Here is an 18,984-nt window from a genome sequence, read left to right on the forward strand (position 1 = left end):
AACCTAGGAACATGATTAACGTTCTCGTCGCCGACGACGAGCTGCCCGCCATCGAGGAGCTTGCGTTCCTGCTGGGCCGTGATGAGAGGATCGGCACCATCCTGCGCGCTTCCTCCGGCTCCGAGGCGCTGCGGGTCCTCGAAACCGGGACGGTGGATGCCGTCTTCCTCGACATCCACATGCCCGCGGTGTCCGGCCTGGACATCGCGCGGGCCATTTCCCGCAGCAGCCGCCCGCCCGCCGTCGTTTTTGTCACGGCCGACGAGGACTGCGCGCTGGAGGCCTTCGAACTGGCGGCGGTGGACTACCTGCTGAAGCCGGTGCGGGCCGAGCGGCTGGCCAGCTCCGTGGGACGGATCAGTGAGCTGATCCGCGACGGCGGTGCCGCACCGGAGATGATCACCGTGGACCAGGGCGGGACCACCCGGATGATCAGGCGCGACGACGTCACGTACGTCCAGGCGCAGGGCGACTATGCCCGGCTGCACACCGCCGATGCCAGCTACCTGATCCGGGTTCCGCTCGCGGACCTGGAACAGCAATGGGCGGACGCCGGCTTCATCCGCACGCACCGGTCCTATCTGGTGGCCCTGGCCCACGTCTCGCATCTCAGGCTCGCCGCGGGCCGCCCCAGTGTTTCCGTCGAGGATGCTGAGCTGCCAATCAGCCGCCGGCACCTGCCGGCCGTGCGCGAGAAGCTTGAGGCAACCAGGATCCGGCCCCAGGCATGACCCGGGTAAGGGTCACGGCGCCCCGCTCGGCGGCCCGGCCGGCGATGGAGCCGCGGGAGCCCGCCGAGGAGTCTGCCGTAGGACAGGTGTTTGTCCGCTCGCTGATCCGCTCCCAGCTGCGGCTTGCCCTGGTGGTGGCCGGTGGATTTCTGCTGATCCTCGGCGCCTTTCCGCTGCTGCTGGCCGCGATCCCGGGCCTGGCGGAGACCCGGGTTGCCGGGATTCCCCTGGACTGGCTGCTGCTCGGCGCCGGGATCTACCCCGTGACCGGGATCAGCGCCTGGCTGTACGTCCGCAGCGCGGCACGCAACGAGGCCCGCTACCGCGACCTCGCCGGCGACAGGTGATGGTGCCATGAATCCGGCAGTGGGCATCGCGGCAGTGGCGGCCGTCTCCGTGGCGACAGCGGTAATCGGCTTCTACGGGCTGCGGATCTCCCGGACCACCGGCGACTTCTACGTCGCCTCCCGGACCGTGCCGCCCTGGTGGAACGCCTCGGCGATCGGCGGGGAGTACCTGTCCGCAGCGAGTTTCCTGGGGGTAGCCGGGCTGATTCTGCTGTCCGGCACGGATGCCCTCTGGTATCCCGTGGGCTACACCGCCGGGTATCTGATGCTTCTGCTGTTCGTGGCCGCGCCGCTGCGGCGTTCCGGCGCGTACACCATCCCGGACTTCACCGAGGCCCGGCTCGATTCGCGTGCGGTCCGCCGGGTGACCAGCCTGGCCGTGGTCATTGTGGGCTGGCTGTACATAGTTCCGCAGCTGCACGGCGCCGCGCTGACCATCCGGACCACCACGGGGCTGCCCGCCTGGGCGGGCTCAACCGCCGTCGTCGTGGTGGTGTGCCTGACCGTGGTGGCCGGCGGGATGCGCTCCATCACCTTTGTCCAGGCATTCCAGTACTGGCTGAAACTCACGGCCCTGGCCGTGCCCCTCATTTTCATCCTGCTGGCGCTGGGAGAGAACGGTACACCCACCCTGGCGGCAGCAGCCGCGAATCCGGGCGGAACGGTTCCTGCCAGCCCGTACCAGAGCATCTCGCTCCTCGTCGCCCTGCTGTTCGGGACCCTGGGACTGCCCCACGTCCTGGTCCGTTTCTACACCAATCCGGATGGGCACTCGGCCCGGCGGACAACCCTGATCGTGCTGGGACTGCTGTCCGTGTTCTATCTGTTTCCGACGGCGTACGGGCTGGCCGGGCGCCTGTTCGCCCCGGACCTGGCACGGGCCGGGCAGGCTGATGCCCTCGTCCTGCTGCTTCCGGGCCGGCTCGTCGGCGGCCCGCTGGGCGAGCTGCTGTCCGCACTGGTGGTGGCCGGGGCATTCGCCGCGTTCCTGTCCACAACGTCCGGTCTGGTGGTCTCCCTGGCCGGCGTCATCAGCCAGGACGTGCTGGGCGGCAGTGTGCGCGGCTTCCGGGTGGCGGCGCTGGTCTCGATCACCGTTCCGCTGGGCCTGGCGCTCATGACGGACTCGCTGGCCCTCGCCGGCAGCGTGGGCCTGGTCTTCGCCTTTACGGCATCGACGATCTGCCCGGTCCTGCTGCTGGGCATCTGGTGGCGCGGACTGACCGACGCCGGTGCCATCGCCGGGATGGTGACCGGCGGGCTGCTGTGCGGCGGGGCCATGGTGACGGGAACGGTGCTGGGGGCTGCCGGGACGCCGCCATGGATCGCGCAGCCCGCGGCCTGGACGGTGCCCCTGGCCTTCGCGGTGATGGTGGTGGCCTCGCGTGCCACCAGCTCCCGCGTACCGCGGACGATGTCCAGGGTGATGACCCGGCTGCACACGCCTGAGCGGCCGCTGGCGACCGAGCGCTAAATTTCTAACGCCGGGGGCCGTCAGCGGCTACCGGCCGGCTTTCGGGGCTGTCAGTCGATGGCGGCCATGAGCTCGACCACGCGGTCGAGGAAGGCATCCACCTGGGTCTCCTCGTAACCGTCTTTGCCGACGGCGGGGCGGAAGACAGCCCGGCGGACGTTGTCAACGCTGAGGGGCTTGTCCTGTTCGAGGTAGCCGATCAGGTCCCGGCAAAGGCTGTCCACGTCCTTGGTGTTGTAGCTGCGGGACTTTTTCTTGACCGGGCGGCGGAACCTTTCGCCGTCGGGCCGGTGAAGGCGGCCGCGCAGTGTCCCGGACAGCTGTCCGATCTGCCGCAGCCAGGCGTCCTCGCCCCGTTCGGCGATAAGGTCATCCCGCTCGCGGCGGGCGAAGGCGTCTTCCAGCCGGTCCAGCGCGGCGTCCACCGCGGTGGCCGAGTAGCCGCCCTTGACGGGATCGAAGGACACGGACCGGACGTCGGCGCTTTTGACGGGGTGGGCGGCGGCATCGGGGTTTTCCAGCGACACGCGGGCCTGCTGCAGGAACTGGTCCACCTGCTTGGCGTTGTAGCCGTAGTCCGTGCGCGCCACACGTTCGAACGACGCCGGAATTTGCCGCTTGCTCTCCACTCTCACCATGTTTCCTTCGATACTTCTCTGGCGGGTCGTAACCGCATTATTCTAGGGCGTTGCGGAGGCCGGGGTGCCGGTCGCCCTTACCGGGAGGTTCCGGGACGGGGCGGTTCAGGCCCCGGAGAACAGCACGAACAGCATGAAGGCCACCGGCGATGCGAACACGATCGAATCCAGCCGGTCCATCACCCCGCCGTGGCCGGGCAGGATGCTGCTCATGTCCTTGACGCCGAGTTCCCGTTTGACCATCGATTCGGCGAGGTCTCCGGCGGTGGCGGCCGCAACCATGCCGATCGCGAGTACAACCCCCACCCACCAGGGCTTGTCCAGCAGGAAGATACTGGCCAGCACCCCGACGAGCATCGCCCCGGCTATGGATCCGGCAAATCCCTCCCAGGACTTTTTCGGGCTGATCTTCGGCGCCATGGGGTGCTTGCCCATGCGCGCGCCCACGAGGTATCCGAACGTGTCGTTGGAAACCACCAGGAGCAGCAGGATGACAATCTGCCAGGCGCCCTCCGGCACCACTCCGCCGGGCCACGGGCCCACCGGGGAGGCGCCGCCCTCCACGTGCAGCGGCAGTGCGGCGAAGCTGATCAGGAAGGGCACCCAGGCCAGGGTGAACACGCCCGCGAAGATGCTGCGCGCCGAGCCGGTCGCACTTTCTACCGACCGCCAGAGCAATACGGCCACGCTGCTGGCGAGCATCGCGAACAGCAGGCTTTCCAGCCCGCCGAAGTAGGCCGAGAACGGCATGGCCAGTGTGCCCACCATGACCGGCACGATGGGCAGGCGCGTGCCGTTCGCTTCGAGCGCCCGGAAGACCTCCCAGACGCCGAAGGCGGCGAAGGTGGTGACGACGGCGACAAAGCCGAGCGGCAGGAAAAGCAGCCCGCCGAGCACCGCGAGAAGCATGGCCAGGCCCACGGCGATTGCCGCCGGCAGGTTGCGCCCAGCCCCGGGCGTGGGGTTGGGCCTTGGCTGGCGGGTCCGGGTTCGGGCCCGCGCACCGGGGGCCTGCTGTGCCTGGCCCATCAGACCTCGAGCAGCTCAGCTTCCTTGCGCTTGAGGAGCTCGTCGATTCCGTCGACGTGCTGCTTGGTGATCACGTCGAGTTCCTTTTCGCCGCGGGCGCCCTCGTCCTCGCCGGCTTCGCCGTCCTTGACCAGACGGTCCAGGGTTTCCTTGGCCTTGCGGCGGATGTTGCGGATGGACACCTTGGCGTCCTCACCCTTGGACTTGACGATCTTGACGTATTCCTTGCGGCGTTCCTTCGTCAGTTCCGGGATGGTGATGCGGATGACGTTTCCGTCGTTGGACGGGTTGGCGCCGACCTCGGAATCACTCAGCGCGCGCTCGATGTCGCGCAGGGCAGTCTTGTCGAACGGCGTGATGAGGATGGTGCGGGCATCCGGGATGGCAAAGGAAGCCAACTGCTGCAGCGGCGTGGGGGTCCCGTAGTACTCCACCATGACCTTGTTGTAGAGTCCGGGGTTTGCCCGTCCGGTGCGGATCGAGGCGAAGTCTTCCTTGGCTACCTCAACCGCCTTGTCCATCTTGTCTCCGGCTTCGAGCAAGGTTTCTTCGATCACGATCTCTCCTCAGAAATTGGTTCCCGGCCAACCGGGGCATTTCACAATCCAGGTCCCGCCCAGTGGGCGGAACCATCCTAGAAATATCCTAGCTGTAACTAGGGCGTGACCAGCGTTCCCAGCGTTTCGCCGCGGATGGCGCGGGTGACGTTGCCTTCGCCTTCCATGCCGAACACCACCATGGACAGGTTGTTGTCCTTGCACATGGTCATTGCGGTCTGGTCCATGACGCGGATGTCACGGCGCAGTGCGTCGTCGTAGCTGAGCTTTTCCAGTTTCTCCGCGGCAGGGTCCTTCTTGGGGTCGGCGGTGTACACGCCGTCCACGCCGCTCTTGGCCATCAGCACCACATCGGCGTGCACCTCGAGTGCGCGCTGGGCTGCCACGGTGTCCGTGGAGAAGTAGGGCAGGCCTGCGCCGGCACCGAAGATGACCACGCGGTCCTTTTCCATGTGGCGGATGGCGCGGCGCGGAATGTAGGCCTCGGCCACCTGTCCCATGGTGATGGCGCTCTGGACCCGGGTCTCGACGCCGGCCTGTTCCAGGAAGTCCTGCAGCGCAAGGCAGTTCATGACGGTTCCCAGCATGCCCATGTAGTCGGCACGCGAACGGTCCATGCCGCCGTCGGACAGTTCGGCGCCGCGGAAGAAGTTGCCGCCGCCCACCACGATGGCCACCTCGACCTCGGGAACGGCTGCCGCGATCTGCTTGGCCACGCCGCGGACAGTGTCGGGGTCGACGCCCAGCTTGCCGCCGCCGAACACTTCACCGGACAGCTTCAGGAGGACCCGGCGCCTGCTCTTTTCGGACTGGACGGGGGTATTGACGGCTTCCATGGTGCCTTCCGGTTGGTGAACTCTGAGCTAGGTTATCGCGCATCCGGCCAGCGCTCACATTCCCATGTGGCCGGTGCATGCAAAAGGGGCGGCCACCGAAGTGGCCACCCCCTTGCGTGTCAGACTAGGAGCCGACGCGGAAACGCGTGAACGCGGTTCCCTTGACGCCGGCCTCTTCGAGGACCTGCGCCACAGTCTTCTTGGCGTCCTTGGCGAAAGCCTGGTCAACCAGGACCTCACCCTTGTAGAAGCCGGTAACGCGGCCTTCGACGATCTTGGTCAGGGCAGCTTCGGGCTTGCCCTCGGCCTTGGCGGTTTCCTCGGCGATGCGGCGCTCGGATTCGACCAGCTCTGCCGGAACGTCCTCGCGGGAGAGGTAGTTCGGGGCCATGGCGGCGATGTGCACGGCAACGTCGTGGGCGGCGGTGCCGGCTGCTTCGCCTTCGCCGTCAACAGCGAACAGGACGCCGACCTGGGCCGGGAGGTCCTTGGAGGTCTTGTGCAGGTAAGCGTCGACCGTGGCACCCTCGATGCGGGCGATGCGGCGGACAACAACCTTCTCGCCGAGGACAGCGCCCTCTTCGACAACGACCTCGGACAGCGGCTTGCCGTCAACGTCGGTGGCGAGCAGGGTCTCGAGGTCGGCAGCGCCGGACTCGACGGCGATGGCCAGGACCTTGTCGGCCAGCTGGATGAACTTGTCAGCCTTGGCAACGAAGTCGGTCTCGCAGTTGACCTCGATCATTACGCCGACGCCGCCCTGAACCTTGGCAGCAACCAGGCCTTCAGCGGTGGAGCGGCCTTCGCGCTTGGTGGCGCCCTTCAGGCCCTTGATGCGGATGATCTCAATCGCCTTCTCGGCGTCGCCGTTGGCTTCGTCGAGAGCCTTCTTGACATCCATCATGCCGGCGCCGGTGCGCTCGCGCAGAGCCTTGATATCAGCGGCAGTGTAGTTCGCCATGTGAACCCCTCTGTCTAGAAAATTTTTGTGTGTACGGACCGACAGGACGGCTGCTCACACTGTGAGCGGCCATCCTGTCAGTTGCCCGGGCGCTGCGGACAGCGCCCGGAAATCCCGATGAAGTTGTTACTTCGCGGAGTCGGTGCCCTCGGCAGCAGCCGGGGCTTCCTCAGCGGCGGGAGCAGCCTCGGCAGCCGGAGCTTCGGCCTTGCTGCCTTCGAGGAGCTCGCGCTCCCACTCAGCCAGCGGCTCTTCCGGAGTCTCGGTGGTGCCGGTTGCGCGCTGGTTGCGGGCGATCAAACCTTCGGCAACGGCGTCAGCAACAACGCGGGTCAGGAGGTTCACGGAGCGGATGGCGTCGTCGTTGCCCGGGATCGGGAAGTCGACCTCGTCCGGATCGCAGTTGGTGTCCAGGATGGCCACAACCGGGATGTTGAGCTTCTTGGCCTCGTCAACAGCCAGGTGCTCCTTCTTGGTGTCAACAACCCACAGCACGGACGGAGCCTTGGTCAGGTTGCGGATACCGCCGAGGTTGGACTCGAGCTTGGTCAGCTCGCGGCGGAGCAGCAGCAGTTCCTTCTTGGTGTAAGCGGAACCGGCGACGTCGTCGAAGTCGATCTCTTCGAGTTCCTTCATGCGCTGGATACGCTTGGCAACAGTCTGGAAGTTGGTGAGCATACCGCCGAGCCAACGCTGGTTGACGTACGGCTGGCCGACGCGGGTGGCCTGCTCAGCGATGGCTTCCTGGGCCTGCTTCTTGGTGCCGACGAACAGCACGGTGCCGCCGTGGGCGACGGTGGCCTTGACGAACTCGTAGGCGCGGTCGATGTAGGACAGCGACTGCTGGAGGTCAATGATGTAGATGCCGTTGCGCTCGGTGAAGATGAAGCGCTTCATCTTCGGGTTCCAACGGCGGGTCTGGTGTCCAAAGTGGACGCCGCTGTCAAGCAGCTGGCGCATGGTTACGACGGGCATGCCGACGCTCCTTCCGGCAGGTCATTCATGAGAGCGGCCGCGGCCGCTCTTACCCTGCCAATAGTTGACGGTTGTTTAGCCTTGCCCGGGCGGGCACAGGCTCCTGGCATCCATTGCGCTTCTCATCAGGACCGTTGCCGGACCTGACCGCAAGAGGCACAATCCTCCGCAGCAGCAAGCAGCTGCTTACCGGTTGTGGAGGGCTGGATACGCGTAGTCAGCCGCTGCTCCCCCGCACTCCTGAATGGGGCGTGCTGACGCTGACCATGTAAATGGAATGCCATGTACATGAAATGCGTGGAGGGCACAGCAAACTGCTTCACCAAGTGTACTACAGCGGCCCGCGGCAAATGCACCGGATCCGGCAACCGCCTGCCGCCGCGCGCGGTGTTTTCCACATAGCCCGAGGGCCCCGTTCCGGCCGCCGGCCGGGGCGTCCATGCTGGGGTGATGAGAGCTTACGTGATGGCGCTGCTTCTGCTCACGACGGCGGCCGGCGCACCTTCCGCTGCCCCTGCGCCTTTCACTGCCCAGGCGCCTTCCGTTGTGCAGGTGCCGTTCACCGCCCACGTGCCCGCCGCTGGCCAGGTGCCTTTCGCTGTGCACGCCGCGGCCCGCGCACCGTCTGCTGTACCGTCGGGCGTCCCGGCGCCTGCGGGGTGGCGCTGGCCGCTGGCGCCGCGCCCAGCCGTCCTGCGTCCTTTCGATCCTCCGGACAAACCGTGGCTGAGCGGGCACCGGGGTGTGGATCTGGGACCGGCGCCCGACGGCGGTCCTGTCACCGCCCCGGAGTCCGGCACCGTCAGCTTTGTGGGCGTCGTGGTGGACCGCCCCGTCATCACCATTGATCACGGCAATGGCCTGCGCAGCAGCTTCGAACCGGTGCGGAGCACACTCAAAAAGGGGGCTTCCGTGGCCAAGGGCGCCAGGGTAGGAACCCTGCTGGCCGGCCACTGCGGCCCGTCACCATGCGTTCACTGGGGTGTCCGCCGCGGCGAGGAGTACCTCAACCCGCTGGCGTTCATCCTGGACCTGCGGCCTTCGGTGCTGCTCCCGCTGAGGGGCAGCGGGCCGCCGCCCGGCTAAACGATCGCGGAGACGCCGGTGATGGCGCGTCCGGCCACCAGGGTGTTCACTTCATGGGTACCTTCGTAGGAGTAAATCGCCTCAGCGTCGGCAAAGATTTTGGCCATCTCAAAATCGGTCACAATGCCGTTGCCTCCGAGGAGGCTGCGCCCGATGGCCACGCTTTCCCGCATCCGCGCGGTGGTGAAGGCCTTGGCGAGGGCTGACTGCTCGTCCCTGGCCAGGCCAGCATCCTCGAGCTGCGCGAGCCGGACCATCATGCCCATGGAGCTGACGGCATTGCCGAGGATTTGGACCAGCTGGCTCTGCACCAGCTGGAAGGAAGCTAGCGGGCGCCCGAACTGGTGCCTCTCCACGGCGTAGCGCCGGGCCACGTCGAAGGCGGCCAGCTGCTGGCCCACGGCCTGCCAGGCGACGGCCAGGCGGGTGACTTTCAGGACCTTGTTGGTGTCGCGGAAGCTGTTGGCGTTGGCCAGCTTGAAGAAGTCCGGAACCACAACGTCCTTGAGGGTGATGTCGGCGTTCTGCACGGTCCGCAGTGAAATCTTGTTCTCGATCTTCGAGGCAGTGAACCCGGGCAGTGCCGTATCCACAAGGAACGCCTTGACCTGGTCGTCGGCCACATCGCGGGCGTAAACCACCACCCAGTCGGAAAACGTTGCATTGCCGATCCAGCGCTTGGCCCCATTGAGGGTCCAGTGGTCGCCATCCCGCCTGGCCGTGGTCCGCGTGCCGCCGGCAACGTCGGAACCGCCCAGGGGTTCGGTCAGCCCGAAGGCCCCGATCTTGCGCAGCGAGTAGATGTCCGGCAGCCAGGCATCCTGCTGTTCCCGTGACGCCAGGGCTTCTATGGAACCGGCGAACAGGCCGTCATGCACACCCATGAACGTGGCGATGGAGGTATCTGCGCGGGTTACCTCGGCGTGCACAATGCCGGCGAAGACGTTGGAATATCCCTGCCGCCTGACCGGGCTGACGAGGTCGATCTCGGCCAGCTTGGGAATCAGGCCGAGGGGAAACTCGCCACGGTTCCAGCAGTCCACGGCAATTGGCTTCACTTCCCGCGCCAGGAAGGAACGGACCTCCGCCAGCCGGTCCCGCTCCTTGGGGCTGAGCATCCCCTCAAAGCCGAAGAAGTCGCCGTCGGCGTAGGGCAGGCTGTTGATGTCAGGTGCAGCGGCGGACATGGCGCTCCTTCGCGGTGGCCGGCGGCCGCGGCCAGGGAAGGGACCGCCGGAAGGGTTTGTTACTCGTGAGTAACATACCTCAGTGCAGGTGAGATGGAAAGCTCCCCCGCCAGCCCTGCGGGTCACCTCGCCGGTGCTGATTCCACGCTGTCAGCCCTCCTCCCGGGCCACCCGCCCTTCCTCCTTGCGGAACATGCCGGCGAAGAGCAGCGAGAGCACGCCGACCAGGTAGGCGACGCTGGCGGCGATCAGCTCAGCAGGGCGTTCTCCACCCTGGTCACGACGATGGCCAGGCAGCCGGCCAGTGCAAGGAGGTTGGCCACCACGGCCGCTTCGCGCCAGCGGGTCAATCGCCGGCGCCATTTCCGCCGGGGAATGCTGGAGGGCGACAATCGGTCCTCGAGCGCGAGGAACACGAGAAGTGCGGGAATGACCTCCGCCAGCAGCCCGGCAGCGGAGACATCGATTCTCATGGCCGAACTCTATGCCTGCACGGACGGGTCAGGAAGGGGCAGGAAGGGGCTCCGGCGGGCGGGAAAGGGCCGCCTGGCCCACGGAAAAGGGCAGGAAGAAAACGGCAGGCAATTAGGAAGAGCCCTGATCCGCGAGGACGCGGATCAGGGCTCTGACGGTAGGGCTACTCGGACTTGAACCGAGGACCTTAGGATTATGAGTCCCGCGCTCTAACCAGCTGAGCTATAGCCCCGTGCATCCTCCCCCGCAACGGGGAGGCACTCCGCCCGGCGCCGGCCCGTGGGGGCCCGTCGTCGGCGGGGCAGATTCACTCTAGCAAACCGGCGGCGGGCTTCCGACCACTTCAGGCCAGCGTGGTCTTCAGACCACCTTGTCCTCGTAGTTCGCGCCGTAGTACAGGTCCTCGAACGTCTGGAGGGTTCCCTGGATGCTGTGCGGCTCCACCATGCACCGGCTGGCGTCGCCCATGGCCTTCCGCTCCGCGGCAGGCAGCCGGAAGATGCGGGTGATTTTCTCCGCCAGGTCAGCGCTGTCGTTGGGCGTGAACAGGTACCCGTTTTGGCCGTCACGCACCAGGTGCGGAAGGGCCATGGCGTCCGCCAGCAGGACCGGTGTGGAGGCGGACATGGCCTCTAGCGTCACCAGGGACTGCAGTTCCGCCGTCCCGGGCATGCAGAAGAGGTCGGCCCGGATGTAGGCTTCCCGGAGTTCCTCGTCACTGGCCAGGCCCAGGAACTTCACCCGGTTCTGCAGCCCCAGCTTTTCCACCAGGGCCTCCAGCGACGGACGCACCTCGCCGCCGCCGACAATCTCGAGATGGACATTCAGGTCCGCGGGGGTAGCGGCCACCGCCTTGATCAGCACATCAACGTGCTTCTCCTCGGCCAGCCGGCCTGCGAACAGGACGGTGGGGTGCTCGTGCGGCTCAATGACCTCGTCCGGCTTGGGCTCGTAGGCTGCCGAATCGATCCCGTTGGACAGCGGAAGCACCTTGCGCAGGAAGGCATGCTGGTGCATCGCCTTGGCAGCCAGGGGCGTCGGGGTGGTGACGACATCCGCCTGCCCCATGACCTTCCCCATGTCTTTCCAGGAGATCTTCCCGATGATGTCCTTGAACCACTGCGGGAACGGCAGGAACGGGTTGAGGTTTTCCGGCATGAAGTGGTTGGTGGCCACGATGCGGATGCCGCGCTTCACGGCCTCGTACAGGACGTGCTCGCCGATCATGTAGTGGCTCTGGATGTGCACCACATCCGGCTGGACCTTGTCGAACAGCAGGCTGATTTCCTTCTTGATCTCCCACGGGAAGCAGATCCTGAAGTATTCGTGCGTGAAAACGCTGTGCGAGCGGAGCCGGTGGACGGTGGCTTCAGCCCGGAATTCGGTGAAGCTCTTGCCCTTGTCCTGCCGGCAGGCCAGCACATGGACGTCGTGTCCTCGTCCTGTCATGCCTTTGGCCAGGCGGTAGCCAAACTGGGCGGCGCCGTTTACGTGGGGCGGGTACGTGTCCGCCGCGATGAGGATGGTCAGTGGGCGCTGGGCGCCGGGCGTGGTCACGTTGAAAGCTCCTGGTGGTCATGGTGGTCGGCTGCGGCTGACCACACTGGCCGGGCCGGCACGTGATGCACCGGCACATTCTTGCCTGTCCGCAGTAAAAATCGGCTAGTGGGACGCCCTGCCCGTGGCCTTCCGAACTTCCTTCTTCCGCTTGGTGACCTCGGGATGGTGCCTTGAAAGGGCGATTACCCCCACGATAGCAAGGGTTGCCGCCGTACCCATGGCAATCGCCTGGACGGCGTGGACATCGGGGCGCAGCTCGCCGAGGATCGTGATGCCGATGGCGATGCCCACAATGGGGTCAATCACGGTGAGGCCGGCGATCACCAGGTCCGGCGGGCCGCTGGAGTACGCGCTCTGGACGAACCAGGACCCCAGGCCCCCGGCCGCTGCGATGGCCACCACCGAATACCACGGCACGTTCAGCAGGAACAGGCCGTTCGGATCCAGCAGGTGCTTGCCGATGATCCGCGTCAGCACGGCCACGAAGCCGAACAGGATGCCGGCACCCAGGATGTAGATGAACGCGCTCATCCGGTGCTTGAACATGGCCGCGAGGCTACCGAAGATGCCAACCGCCAGGGAGAGCAGCAGCACGATCGTGAGTTCGTCCTCAGGCGTGACGTGGTGGCTTTCCTGCGTGACGGTGACGGCCAGCAGGACGAACAGCGCCGACCCGGTCACGCAGGCGGTGATGGCCACCACCGTGGCGCGGTTGATGCTCAGCCCCTGGTCCTTGGTGTTGACGACGGTGGTGATCACCAGGGCGATGGCGCCAATGGGCTGCACCACGGTCAGGGGTGCACTGACCAGGGCTACGGCGTTCATCGCCATGCCTATGCAGAGCAGGAGGAGGCCGAAGACCCAGCGGGGATTCCGCAGCAGGCGCAGGAAACCGTTGGAGCTCAGCGCCAGTCCCCCGGTGTCCGCCTTGACGGCACTGCCCTGGCGCTGGGCACCAAAGGCCAGGCAGAAGGCGCCCATGACCGCGAGCAAAACCGCAACCCAGACCATCAGCCGTTCCCGCCGTCGTCGGACGCCAGCATTTTTCCTTTGCGCCGGATTGCCCAGAAATAGTTGTAGGCGGCCACCCAGTGGCCAACGAGTCCGAGGCCCAGCACCACCCATGCTGCGACGAACCAGGCCCCCGCGAACGGAATGGGCAGCTTGGACAGGACCAGCAGCGGGGTACCGAGCAGCAGCAGGCCGGTGCGGGCTTTGCCCACCAGGCTCACCGGCAGGTCCGGGTGGCCGCGGAAGTAGAACAGCGACATGCCCAGCAGGACGGCGTCCGGGACCACGAGCGCCGCCAGGTACCACCACTGCACGACGCCGGCGATCACCAGGGTGACCGCTACCGCTATCAGGGCCAGCCGGTCGGCGATGGGGTCCAGCACGCGCCCCAGCTTGGAGGTCTGGTTGAACCGCCGGGCCACATACCCGTCGACCCAGTCGGTGCTGCCCATGATGGCCAGGACCAGCACCGCCAGCCCGTATTCCTTCTGGGCCAGCACAAGCCAGACGAAGATCGGCACGCCCATGAAGCGCAGTACCGTAAGGAGGTTCGGGACGGTGTAAACCAGATCGCGGTCGACATGCGGCTGGCCGGAACGGGAACCAGCGCCGATGAACCTCATCAGCCCTCCCTCTCCGCGGCCAGCGGCCTCTTACAGTCTTCGTTCAGGACAAGGCTCAGCTCTTGAAGAGTTTGCGCAGCAGGGCGACCAGGACAGCAGTTGAGGCAGTGAGGACCAGGAGCGGCTTCCAGCGCGCCTCGAGCTGCCCGGGCAGCGAGCCCGCCCGGGTGCCGGAGCGGGCCGACGCCGACAGGGCGGCGAAGCGTTCAGCCGCCCGCCCGCGGGCCTCCTGGAACTTCTCGTTGCCTTCCGCGGCGCGGTGCCTGGCCACACCGAGAAGGGCCTGCGCCTGGGTCTTGACGTCGAGTTCCTCGCCCAGCTCATCCCGCACCCCGGTCAGGTGTTCGCGGCGCTGCTTCAGGCGGCGGCGGAGTTCCGGTTCGGTGGCCACGGGAACATCCACGGCCTCGGCGGCCTTCTTGGACTCTTTGTCGGCCTTGGCTTTGGCCTTCTCGGCAGCCTTTGCTTCGGCGGCGGCCTTGGCCTGCGGTGAGTTGGGATCGAGCACGGCGGCGTCGAAGTCGGAACCCTCCTTGGCAATGCCGAGGTCGTGCTTGAGGCCGCGCACGCTGTCCTCCGGGATCAGAGGCATGGCCTGTTTGAACTTCCGGAGCCCAACCAGCCCGCCGATGAGGGCAATGAGCAGGAAAACCGCGCTGACGAGCAGCGCTGCCAGCCAGGCCGGCATGATGGTGGCCAGTCCCATGATGGCAGCGACAATCAGGCCGGTAACCAGGAGGGCCAGGAAGACAGCGGCCACGCCGAAGAAGGCTCCGGCCACGCCAAGCTGCTTGCCTTTGCGCTTGGCTTCGATCTTGGCCAGGGCGATCTCGTCATTGAGCTGGCGGGGCGCAAGTTTAAGGGCCAGTTTCACCGTCTTAGGCAGCGCGGTGATGCGCAATCCCTGGTTGGTCCGCCCGCTGTGACGTCCGCTCATAGGTTCCGCCTCACTGGTTCCGTCGTCGATTTTTCTTCGCTTCTTTGGGGGCTTCCGGTGCGTCCGCGCGCCCCCGCTGACAAAACTATCATTCAGGGTCATCCGGAACTTCTGGAATTGGGCCCGGCGTGCCCTCCAACGCTGTAAAAGTCTGATCTGTCAGCCCTAGGATGGTTCTCTGTGACCACCACCAACCCGGGCGATGCGCTCAGCCGCCGGCAGAAACTCCTCTACATCCTTCTACTCGGCGCCCTGACCGCCCTCGGGCCCTTCACGGTGGACCTCTACCTGCCGGCCTTCCCGGCCCTGGAGGCCAGCCTTAACGTGACCGAGGCCGCGGTCCAGCTGACCCTGACCGGCACCACCGTCGGCTTTGCCCTGGGGCAGCTCGTGGTGGGACCCTTCAGCGACAAGTTCGGACGCCGCCTCCCGCTGATCCTGGCGACCACGCTCCACATCTCCGCCTCGCTCGGCGCCGCACTCTCGACGGACATCGCCACCCTCGGGGTGTTCCGTGTCCTCATGGGCATCGGCGCCGCGGGCGGCGGCGTGGTCGCCATGGCCATGGTCCGCGACCTCTTCAGCGGGTACGCCATGGTCCGGATGTTCTCCCGGATGGCCCTGGTCAACGGGCTCGCGCCCATCCTGGCGCCGGTCATCGGTTCCCAGCTTCTCCTGGTCATGCCGTGGCCGGGCATCTTCGTCTTCCTGGCCTGCTACGGCACCGTGGTGATCCTCGCCGCCGTCGCGTTCGTCCGGGAGACACTCCCGCCCGAGAAGCGCGGCCAGTCCGGCCTGACGGCCCGGCAGCGCTACCGCGTTCTGTTTTCCGACCGGATCTTCGTGGGTCTGCTGATGCTGGGTGGCATGAACTTTGGCGGACTGTTCACCTATCTCTCGGCGTCCCCGTTCCTGTTCCAGGACGTCTTCGGGTTTTCGCCCCAGCAGTACGGCCTGCTGTTCGGCATCAACTCGCTGGGCATCGTCGCGGGGGTGCAGACAAGCTCCAGGCTGATCAAGCGCGTTCCGCCGCAGTGGATCCTGGCCTGCTCCACCGCGTGGATGTTCCTCATGGCGCTGCTGATCGTCGTGTTCGACCAGTTGGGCTTCGGGCTCTGGGGCGTCCTGGTTCCCCTCTGGTTCTACATCCTCGGCACCGGCTTCACGTTCCCCTGTGTCCAGGTCCTGGCCCTGGCCAGCCACGGAGCCCAGGCCGGCACCGCCGCCTCGCTGCTCGGGGCATCCACGTTTCTCATGGCCGGCATCATCTCCCCCGTGGTGGGGTGGCTGGGAGGAAACTCGGCCACGCCCATGGGGGCCGTCCAGGCCTGCTGCATCTTCCTCGCCGCGGCCGCGCTGTGGCTTGTGGTCCGGCCGCGGACAGTTCCCTCCATCCACTGACTGCCCACGCCCCTCCTCGTTTGACCGGGGCCTCCTCCCCGGCGGGCAGTCCGGCGCCGAGGAGGCAAGCCGGCGCCGAGGAGGCCGTCCGGCGCCGCCGGGTAGGCTGGCATCATGACCCGCAAACCCCACCGCAACGGCCGGGGGCTGTTCCTCGGAGCGGTCCTCGGCGCCGTGGCCGGCTTCTTCGCCGGCAGGATGATGGGCAACGCGGCGCTGGGCATCCTGGTGGGCGCCGTCGTCGGTTCTGCGTTGCTGTACCGCGTCAATCCCGGCCCCTGGAACAGGCCCTAGGCCATCTGTTCGCCGGGATACCTGCGCGATAAAGTTGTTACGTGCCCCACTGGCAGGATCATCCTCCACTTCCGGCCACGTGGCAGCGGTGCGACTCCGGCATTCTGCCGTTGTGGTGGGACCGGCTGTGCACCCAGACCAGTGCCCAGTCGGCGGCGCTCTATGCGGCGGGGCTTTTCACTGAAGACCGGCGCCGGCCCATAGCCCAGTGGTTCAACCCGGCTTTCAACGCCGCCCTGCTGGTGGCCCCGGAGACGTCCCCGGAATGGCCCGTCCAGCGGTTCGGCATCTTCTATGCTCCGCCGGACGGCGGCTTCACCCGCGTGCACTCCTCGCCCCATGAGTGGCACCCCCGGGAGCCCCGGAAATCCCCGACGGAAAGGGAAGCCTTTGAGGCCGCGGTGGCCGAGGCCGAGCGCTTCCTCCAGGTGGAGATGGATTTCGTCTGAGCCGGATGTGACGGCGGTCCCCGGATCGCCGGGCCTGCCACCGGGCACAAAAAAGTCCCGCGGCCGGCTCTGGGGCCAGCCGCGGGACTGTGCGCTCCTCCTGCTGGACTTGAACCAGCAACCCTTCGATTAACAGTCGAATGCTCTGCCAATTGAGCTAAGGAGGAATGAAGCAGGTATGACACTAGCAAAGGTTTCGCCGCAATGCGAAATCGGCGCCGATTCAGGGCACAAATACCCCTCCGGGGTATAAAAAAGTCCCCGTTCCCGAACCCGGAACGGGGACTGTGCGCTCCTCCTGCTGGACTTGAACCAGCAACCCTTCGATTAACAGTCGAATGCTCTGCCAATTGAGCTAAGGAGGAATGAAGCGGGTACTAGCCTAGCAAACACCTGCCCCGGAAACGAAATCGGCGCCGCGTCCTGCCGAAACCAGCCCTGGTCATGCATCGGAGCGCAGCGAGCGGCGCTCCATTTCGAGCATCATGAGCTCACGGTTCAGCTGCTGGAACTCCTCGGGATGCGCAGCGGCATCCAGCCGCTGAAGCTGGCCCAGCTTGTCCGCCTTCACACGGGTGATCTGGAGCTCGAACAGCCGGGCGAGAATGTCTCGGCAGTACTTCTGCACCGCCTCGGCCGTATGTGCCGGCAGCGGAACCACCGCAAGCTCCGAAACCAGCGGCTGCAGCGGCTCGGGAACCTCCTGCCGCAGGGCCTCCACCCACTGCACCGCATCCCCCGAGAAACCGGGGGCCGTGGCGCGGATGGCGTCGTGGATGGCCTGGTAGGCGGGAGTGGCGAACCGGGCGGTCACGAACCGCTCCCAGGCCGCCCCGCCCAGCATGGCAGGCTCCTGCAGGGCCACCTCGAGGGCCTGCCGCTCCATGGACGCCACCGGATCCCGTGGATCCGGCCGGTGGAAGGACGGGAGGACGCCCGACGGCGGGAGGGCGGCTACTCCGGGCACGTTCTGGCCGCTTGCCGGTAGTGAGTTGAACCCGGCGCCGTCGGGCCGGCCGGCAGCCCCGGCGGGCTGGGTTCCCGCGCCCGCCGCCCCGGGCGCGCCGCGCTTGGCGGCGGCACCGACGGCCCGCGTGACGTCCTCGATGGGCATCCCCAGCCACCCGGCCAGTTCCCGTGCATAGCCCGGCCGCAGTCCGGCGTCGCGGATCTGGGCCACCACGGGGGCGGACTCGCGCAGTGCGGCGACGCGCCCTTCCACGGTGTCCAGGTTGTGCTTCCTGAGGGTGGCGCGGATGGCGAACTCGAAGAGCGGGCGCCGGGACGCGATGAGGTCGCGTACGGCGCTGTCACCCCTCGTCTGGCGCAGGTCGCAGGGGTCGGCCCCGGTGGGTTCAACCGCCACGTAGGTCTGGGCGACGAAGCGCTGGTCCTCCTCAAAGGCCCGCAGGGCCGCCTTCTGGCCGGCGGCATCGCCGTCGAAGGTGAAGATGACCTCTCCCCCGCTGCCGTCGTCGGAGAGCAGGCGCCGGGCAATCTTGATGTGGTCGGCGGCGAACGCCGTGCCGCAGGTGGCCACCGCCGTCGGAATGCCGGCCAGATGGCAGGCCATGACGTCCGTGTAGCCCTCCACCACCACCAGCTGGCGGTCCTTGGCGATGTTCCGCTTGGCGAGGTCGATGCCGTAGAGCACCTGGGACTTCTTGTAGAGCGCTGTCTCCGGCGTGTTGAGGTACTTCGGGCCCTGGTCGTCCTCGTAGAGCTTGCGGGCGCCGAAGCCGATGGTGTCCCCGGCGATATCCCGGATGGGCCAGATCAGGCGTCCCCGGAAGCGGTCGTAAATCCTCTGCTGGCTACCGGGTCCCCCGGCGGAGAACATCCCTGTGAGCTTCAGTTCGGCGTCGGTGAACCCGCGGCCGCGCAGGTGCTTGAGCAGGGCGTCCCAGCCCTGGGGGGCATAGCCGACGCCGAAATGGTCGGCGGCCGCCCGGTCGAAGCCGCGCTGCTGCAGGAACTTCCGGCCCTCGGTGGCGCCGGCGGTCAGCAGCTGGGCGCGGAAGAACTCGTCGGCGATCTTGTGGGCGTCGAGGAGCCGCTGGCGCTTGCCGACTTCCTCGCGGCTGGGGCCCTTGCCGCCGTCCTCGTAGCGGAGCTCGTAGCCGATCCGTGCGGCCAGCTTTTCCACGGCCTCGTGGAAGGACGTGTGGTCCAGCTTCTGCACGAAGGAGATGACGTCGCCGTCCTCGCCGCAGCCGAAGCAGTGGTAGCGGCCCACCTGCGGGCGGACGGTGAACGAGGGTGAACGCTCGTCGTGGAACGGGCACAGGCCCTTGTACGAGCCGAGGCCTGCACTCTTCAGGGTGACGTAGCCGTCAACGACTTCCTTGATGTCCGTGCGCTGGCGGACTTCATCGATGTCTTCCCGTTTAATCAGCCCAGCCACGAAGCAATCC

The 18,984-nt window shown here is 66.7% G+C and carries 20 protein-coding genes and 3 tRNA genes; 7 read left to right on the forward strand and 16 right to left on the reverse strand.

Going from position 1 to position 18,984, the window contains the following annotated elements; all coding sequences use genetic code 11:
* The first annotated feature begins 11 nt into the window (after positions 1–11).
* From ACFUTU_RS11495 to ACFUTU_RS11505, 3 genes are read left to right on the forward strand one after another with little or no spacing between them, the layout of a single operon-like run.
* Positions 12–731 carry a LytR/AlgR family response regulator transcription factor gene (locus ACFUTU_RS11495; RefSeq protein ID WP_377964280.1) on the forward strand — a complete coding sequence of 240 codons (720 nt, stop codon included), beginning with the start codon at positions 12–14 and terminating at the stop codon, positions 729–731.
* Positions 728–1,078: a hypothetical protein gene (locus ACFUTU_RS11500; RefSeq protein ID WP_377964282.1), complete on the forward strand. Its 351-nt coding sequence runs from the start codon at positions 728–730 to the stop codon at positions 1,076–1,078. Before ACFUTU_RS11495 ends, ACFUTU_RS11500 begins: the two co-directional genes overlap by 4 nt.
* 7 nt (positions 1,079–1,085) lie before the next feature.
* Positions 1,086–2,552: a cation acetate symporter gene (locus ACFUTU_RS11505; RefSeq protein ID WP_377964284.1), complete on the forward strand. Its 1,467-nt coding sequence runs from the start codon at positions 1,086–1,088 to the stop codon at positions 2,550–2,552.
* Between the two features lie 50 nt (positions 2,553–2,602).
* On the opposite strand, the gene ACFUTU_RS11510 is transcribed toward ACFUTU_RS11505, so the two are convergent.
* The 6 genes from ACFUTU_RS11510 to rpsB all read right to left on the reverse strand — a co-directional run bounded on the left by ACFUTU_RS11510 (position 2,603) and on the right by rpsB (position 7,548).
* Positions 2,603–3,190, reverse strand: coding sequence for a DivIVA domain-containing protein (locus tag ACFUTU_RS11510; RefSeq protein ID WP_377964286.1), 588 nt, complete (start codon positions 3,188–3,190; stop codon positions 2,603–2,605).
* Between the two features lie 105 nt (positions 3,191–3,295).
* A complete protein-coding gene (locus ACFUTU_RS11515) occupies positions 3,296–4,219 on the reverse strand; it encodes a phosphatidate cytidylyltransferase (protein ID WP_377964288.1) in 924 nt (307 codons plus the stop codon).
* A complete protein-coding gene (gene frr / locus ACFUTU_RS11520; protein ID WP_354261829.1) occupies positions 4,219–4,776 on the reverse strand; it encodes a ribosome recycling factor in 558 nt (185 codons plus the stop codon). Before frr ends, ACFUTU_RS11515 begins: the two co-directional genes overlap by 1 nt.
* Before the next feature lie 98 nt (positions 4,777–4,874).
* The gene (gene pyrH / locus ACFUTU_RS11525; protein WP_377964290.1) at positions 4,875–5,612 is read right to left on the reverse strand and encodes a UMP kinase; all 738 of its coding nucleotides are present in this window, start codon (positions 5,610–5,612) and stop codon (positions 4,875–4,877) included.
* A 124-nt stretch (positions 5,613–5,736) separates the two neighbouring features.
* Complete coding sequence (tsf, locus tag ACFUTU_RS11530; RefSeq protein WP_377964292.1) at positions 5,737–6,573, reverse strand: translation elongation factor Ts; 837 nt, start codon at positions 6,571–6,573, stop codon at positions 5,737–5,739.
* A 126-nt stretch (positions 6,574–6,699) separates the two neighbouring features.
* A complete protein-coding gene (gene rpsB / locus ACFUTU_RS11535) occupies positions 6,700–7,548 on the reverse strand; it encodes a 30S ribosomal protein S2 (protein ID WP_076798204.1) in 849 nt (282 codons plus the stop codon).
* A 450-nt stretch (positions 7,549–7,998) separates the two neighbouring features.
* Here rpsB and ACFUTU_RS11540 point away from each other — a divergent pair, with 450 nt between their 5' ends.
* Positions 7,999–8,634, forward strand: coding sequence for a M23 family metallopeptidase (locus ACFUTU_RS11540; protein WP_377964294.1), 636 nt, complete (start codon positions 7,999–8,001; stop codon positions 8,632–8,634).
* Here the strand turns inward: ACFUTU_RS11540 and ACFUTU_RS11545 are convergent.
* The 7 genes from ACFUTU_RS11545 to ACFUTU_RS11575 form a co-directional block, all read right to left on the reverse strand.
* Complete coding sequence (locus ACFUTU_RS11545; RefSeq protein ID WP_377964296.1) at positions 8,631–9,821, reverse strand: acyl-CoA dehydrogenase family protein; 1,191 nt, start codon at positions 9,819–9,821, stop codon at positions 8,631–8,633. The two genes, ACFUTU_RS11540 and ACFUTU_RS11545, sit on opposite strands and share 4 nt — an antisense overlap.
* Positions 9,822–10,069: 248 nt before the next feature.
* Positions 10,070–10,294: a hypothetical protein gene (locus ACFUTU_RS11550; RefSeq protein ID WP_377964298.1), complete on the reverse strand. Its 225-nt coding sequence runs from the start codon at positions 10,292–10,294 to the stop codon at positions 10,070–10,072.
* 159 nt (positions 10,295–10,453) lie between these two features.
* Positions 10,454–10,527 (reverse strand) — tRNA-Ile (locus ACFUTU_RS11555).
* Between the two features lie 128 nt (positions 10,528–10,655).
* Entirely contained in the window at positions 10,656–11,852 is a 1,197-nt protein-coding gene (locus ACFUTU_RS11560; protein WP_377964300.1) for a glycosyltransferase, read from the reverse strand.
* A 105-nt stretch (positions 11,853–11,957) separates the two neighbouring features.
* Entirely contained in the window at positions 11,958–12,866 is a 909-nt protein-coding gene (locus tag ACFUTU_RS11565) for a DMT family transporter (protein WP_377964302.1), read from the reverse strand.
* On the reverse strand, positions 12,866–13,489 hold the full coding sequence (locus ACFUTU_RS11570; protein ID WP_377964304.1) for a CDP-alcohol phosphatidyltransferase family protein: 624 nt from the start codon (positions 13,487–13,489) through the stop codon (positions 12,866–12,868). Before ACFUTU_RS11570 ends, ACFUTU_RS11565 begins: the two co-directional genes overlap by 1 nt.
* Positions 13,490–13,544: 55 nt before the next feature.
* Positions 13,545–14,426 (reverse strand): phage holin family protein, encoded by an 882-nt coding sequence (locus tag ACFUTU_RS11575; RefSeq protein WP_377964306.1) that lies wholly within the window; start codon positions 14,424–14,426, stop codon positions 13,545–13,547.
* Between the two features lie 180 nt (positions 14,427–14,606).
* Here ACFUTU_RS11575 and ACFUTU_RS11580 point away from each other — a divergent pair, with 180 nt between their 5' ends.
* From ACFUTU_RS11580 to ACFUTU_RS11590, 3 genes are all read left to right on the forward strand, one after another.
* Complete coding sequence (locus ACFUTU_RS11580) at positions 14,607–15,827, forward strand: multidrug effflux MFS transporter (protein WP_377964308.1); 1,221 nt, start codon at positions 14,607–14,609, stop codon at positions 15,825–15,827.
* A 114-nt stretch (positions 15,828–15,941) separates the two neighbouring features.
* Positions 15,942–16,121: a hypothetical protein gene (locus ACFUTU_RS11585; protein WP_377964310.1), complete on the forward strand. Its 180-nt coding sequence runs from the start codon at positions 15,942–15,944 to the stop codon at positions 16,119–16,121.
* A gap of 41 nt (positions 16,122–16,162) precedes the next feature.
* On the forward strand, positions 16,163–16,570 hold the full coding sequence (locus tag ACFUTU_RS11590; RefSeq protein WP_003805942.1) for a hypothetical protein: 408 nt from the start codon (positions 16,163–16,165) through the stop codon (positions 16,568–16,570).
* Positions 16,571–16,664: 94 nt separating this feature from the next.
* Here the strand turns inward: ACFUTU_RS11590 and ACFUTU_RS11595 are convergent.
* The 3 genes from ACFUTU_RS11595 to dnaG form a co-directional block, all read right to left on the reverse strand.
* Positions 16,665–16,737 (reverse strand) — tRNA-Asn (locus tag ACFUTU_RS11595).
* Between the two features lie 125 nt (positions 16,738–16,862).
* A tRNA-Asn gene (locus ACFUTU_RS11600) sits at positions 16,863–16,935 on the reverse strand.
* 77 nt (positions 16,936–17,012) lie between these two features.
* Complete coding sequence (gene dnaG, locus ACFUTU_RS11605) at positions 17,013–18,974, reverse strand: DNA primase (protein WP_377964312.1); 1,962 nt, start codon at positions 18,972–18,974, stop codon at positions 17,013–17,015.
* Positions 18,975–18,984: the final 10 nt, after the last annotated feature.

Source organism: Arthrobacter sp. NPDC057388 (assembly GCF_042668165.1).
Taxonomy (GTDB): Bacteria; Actinomycetota; Actinomycetes; order Actinomycetales; family Micrococcaceae; genus Arthrobacter.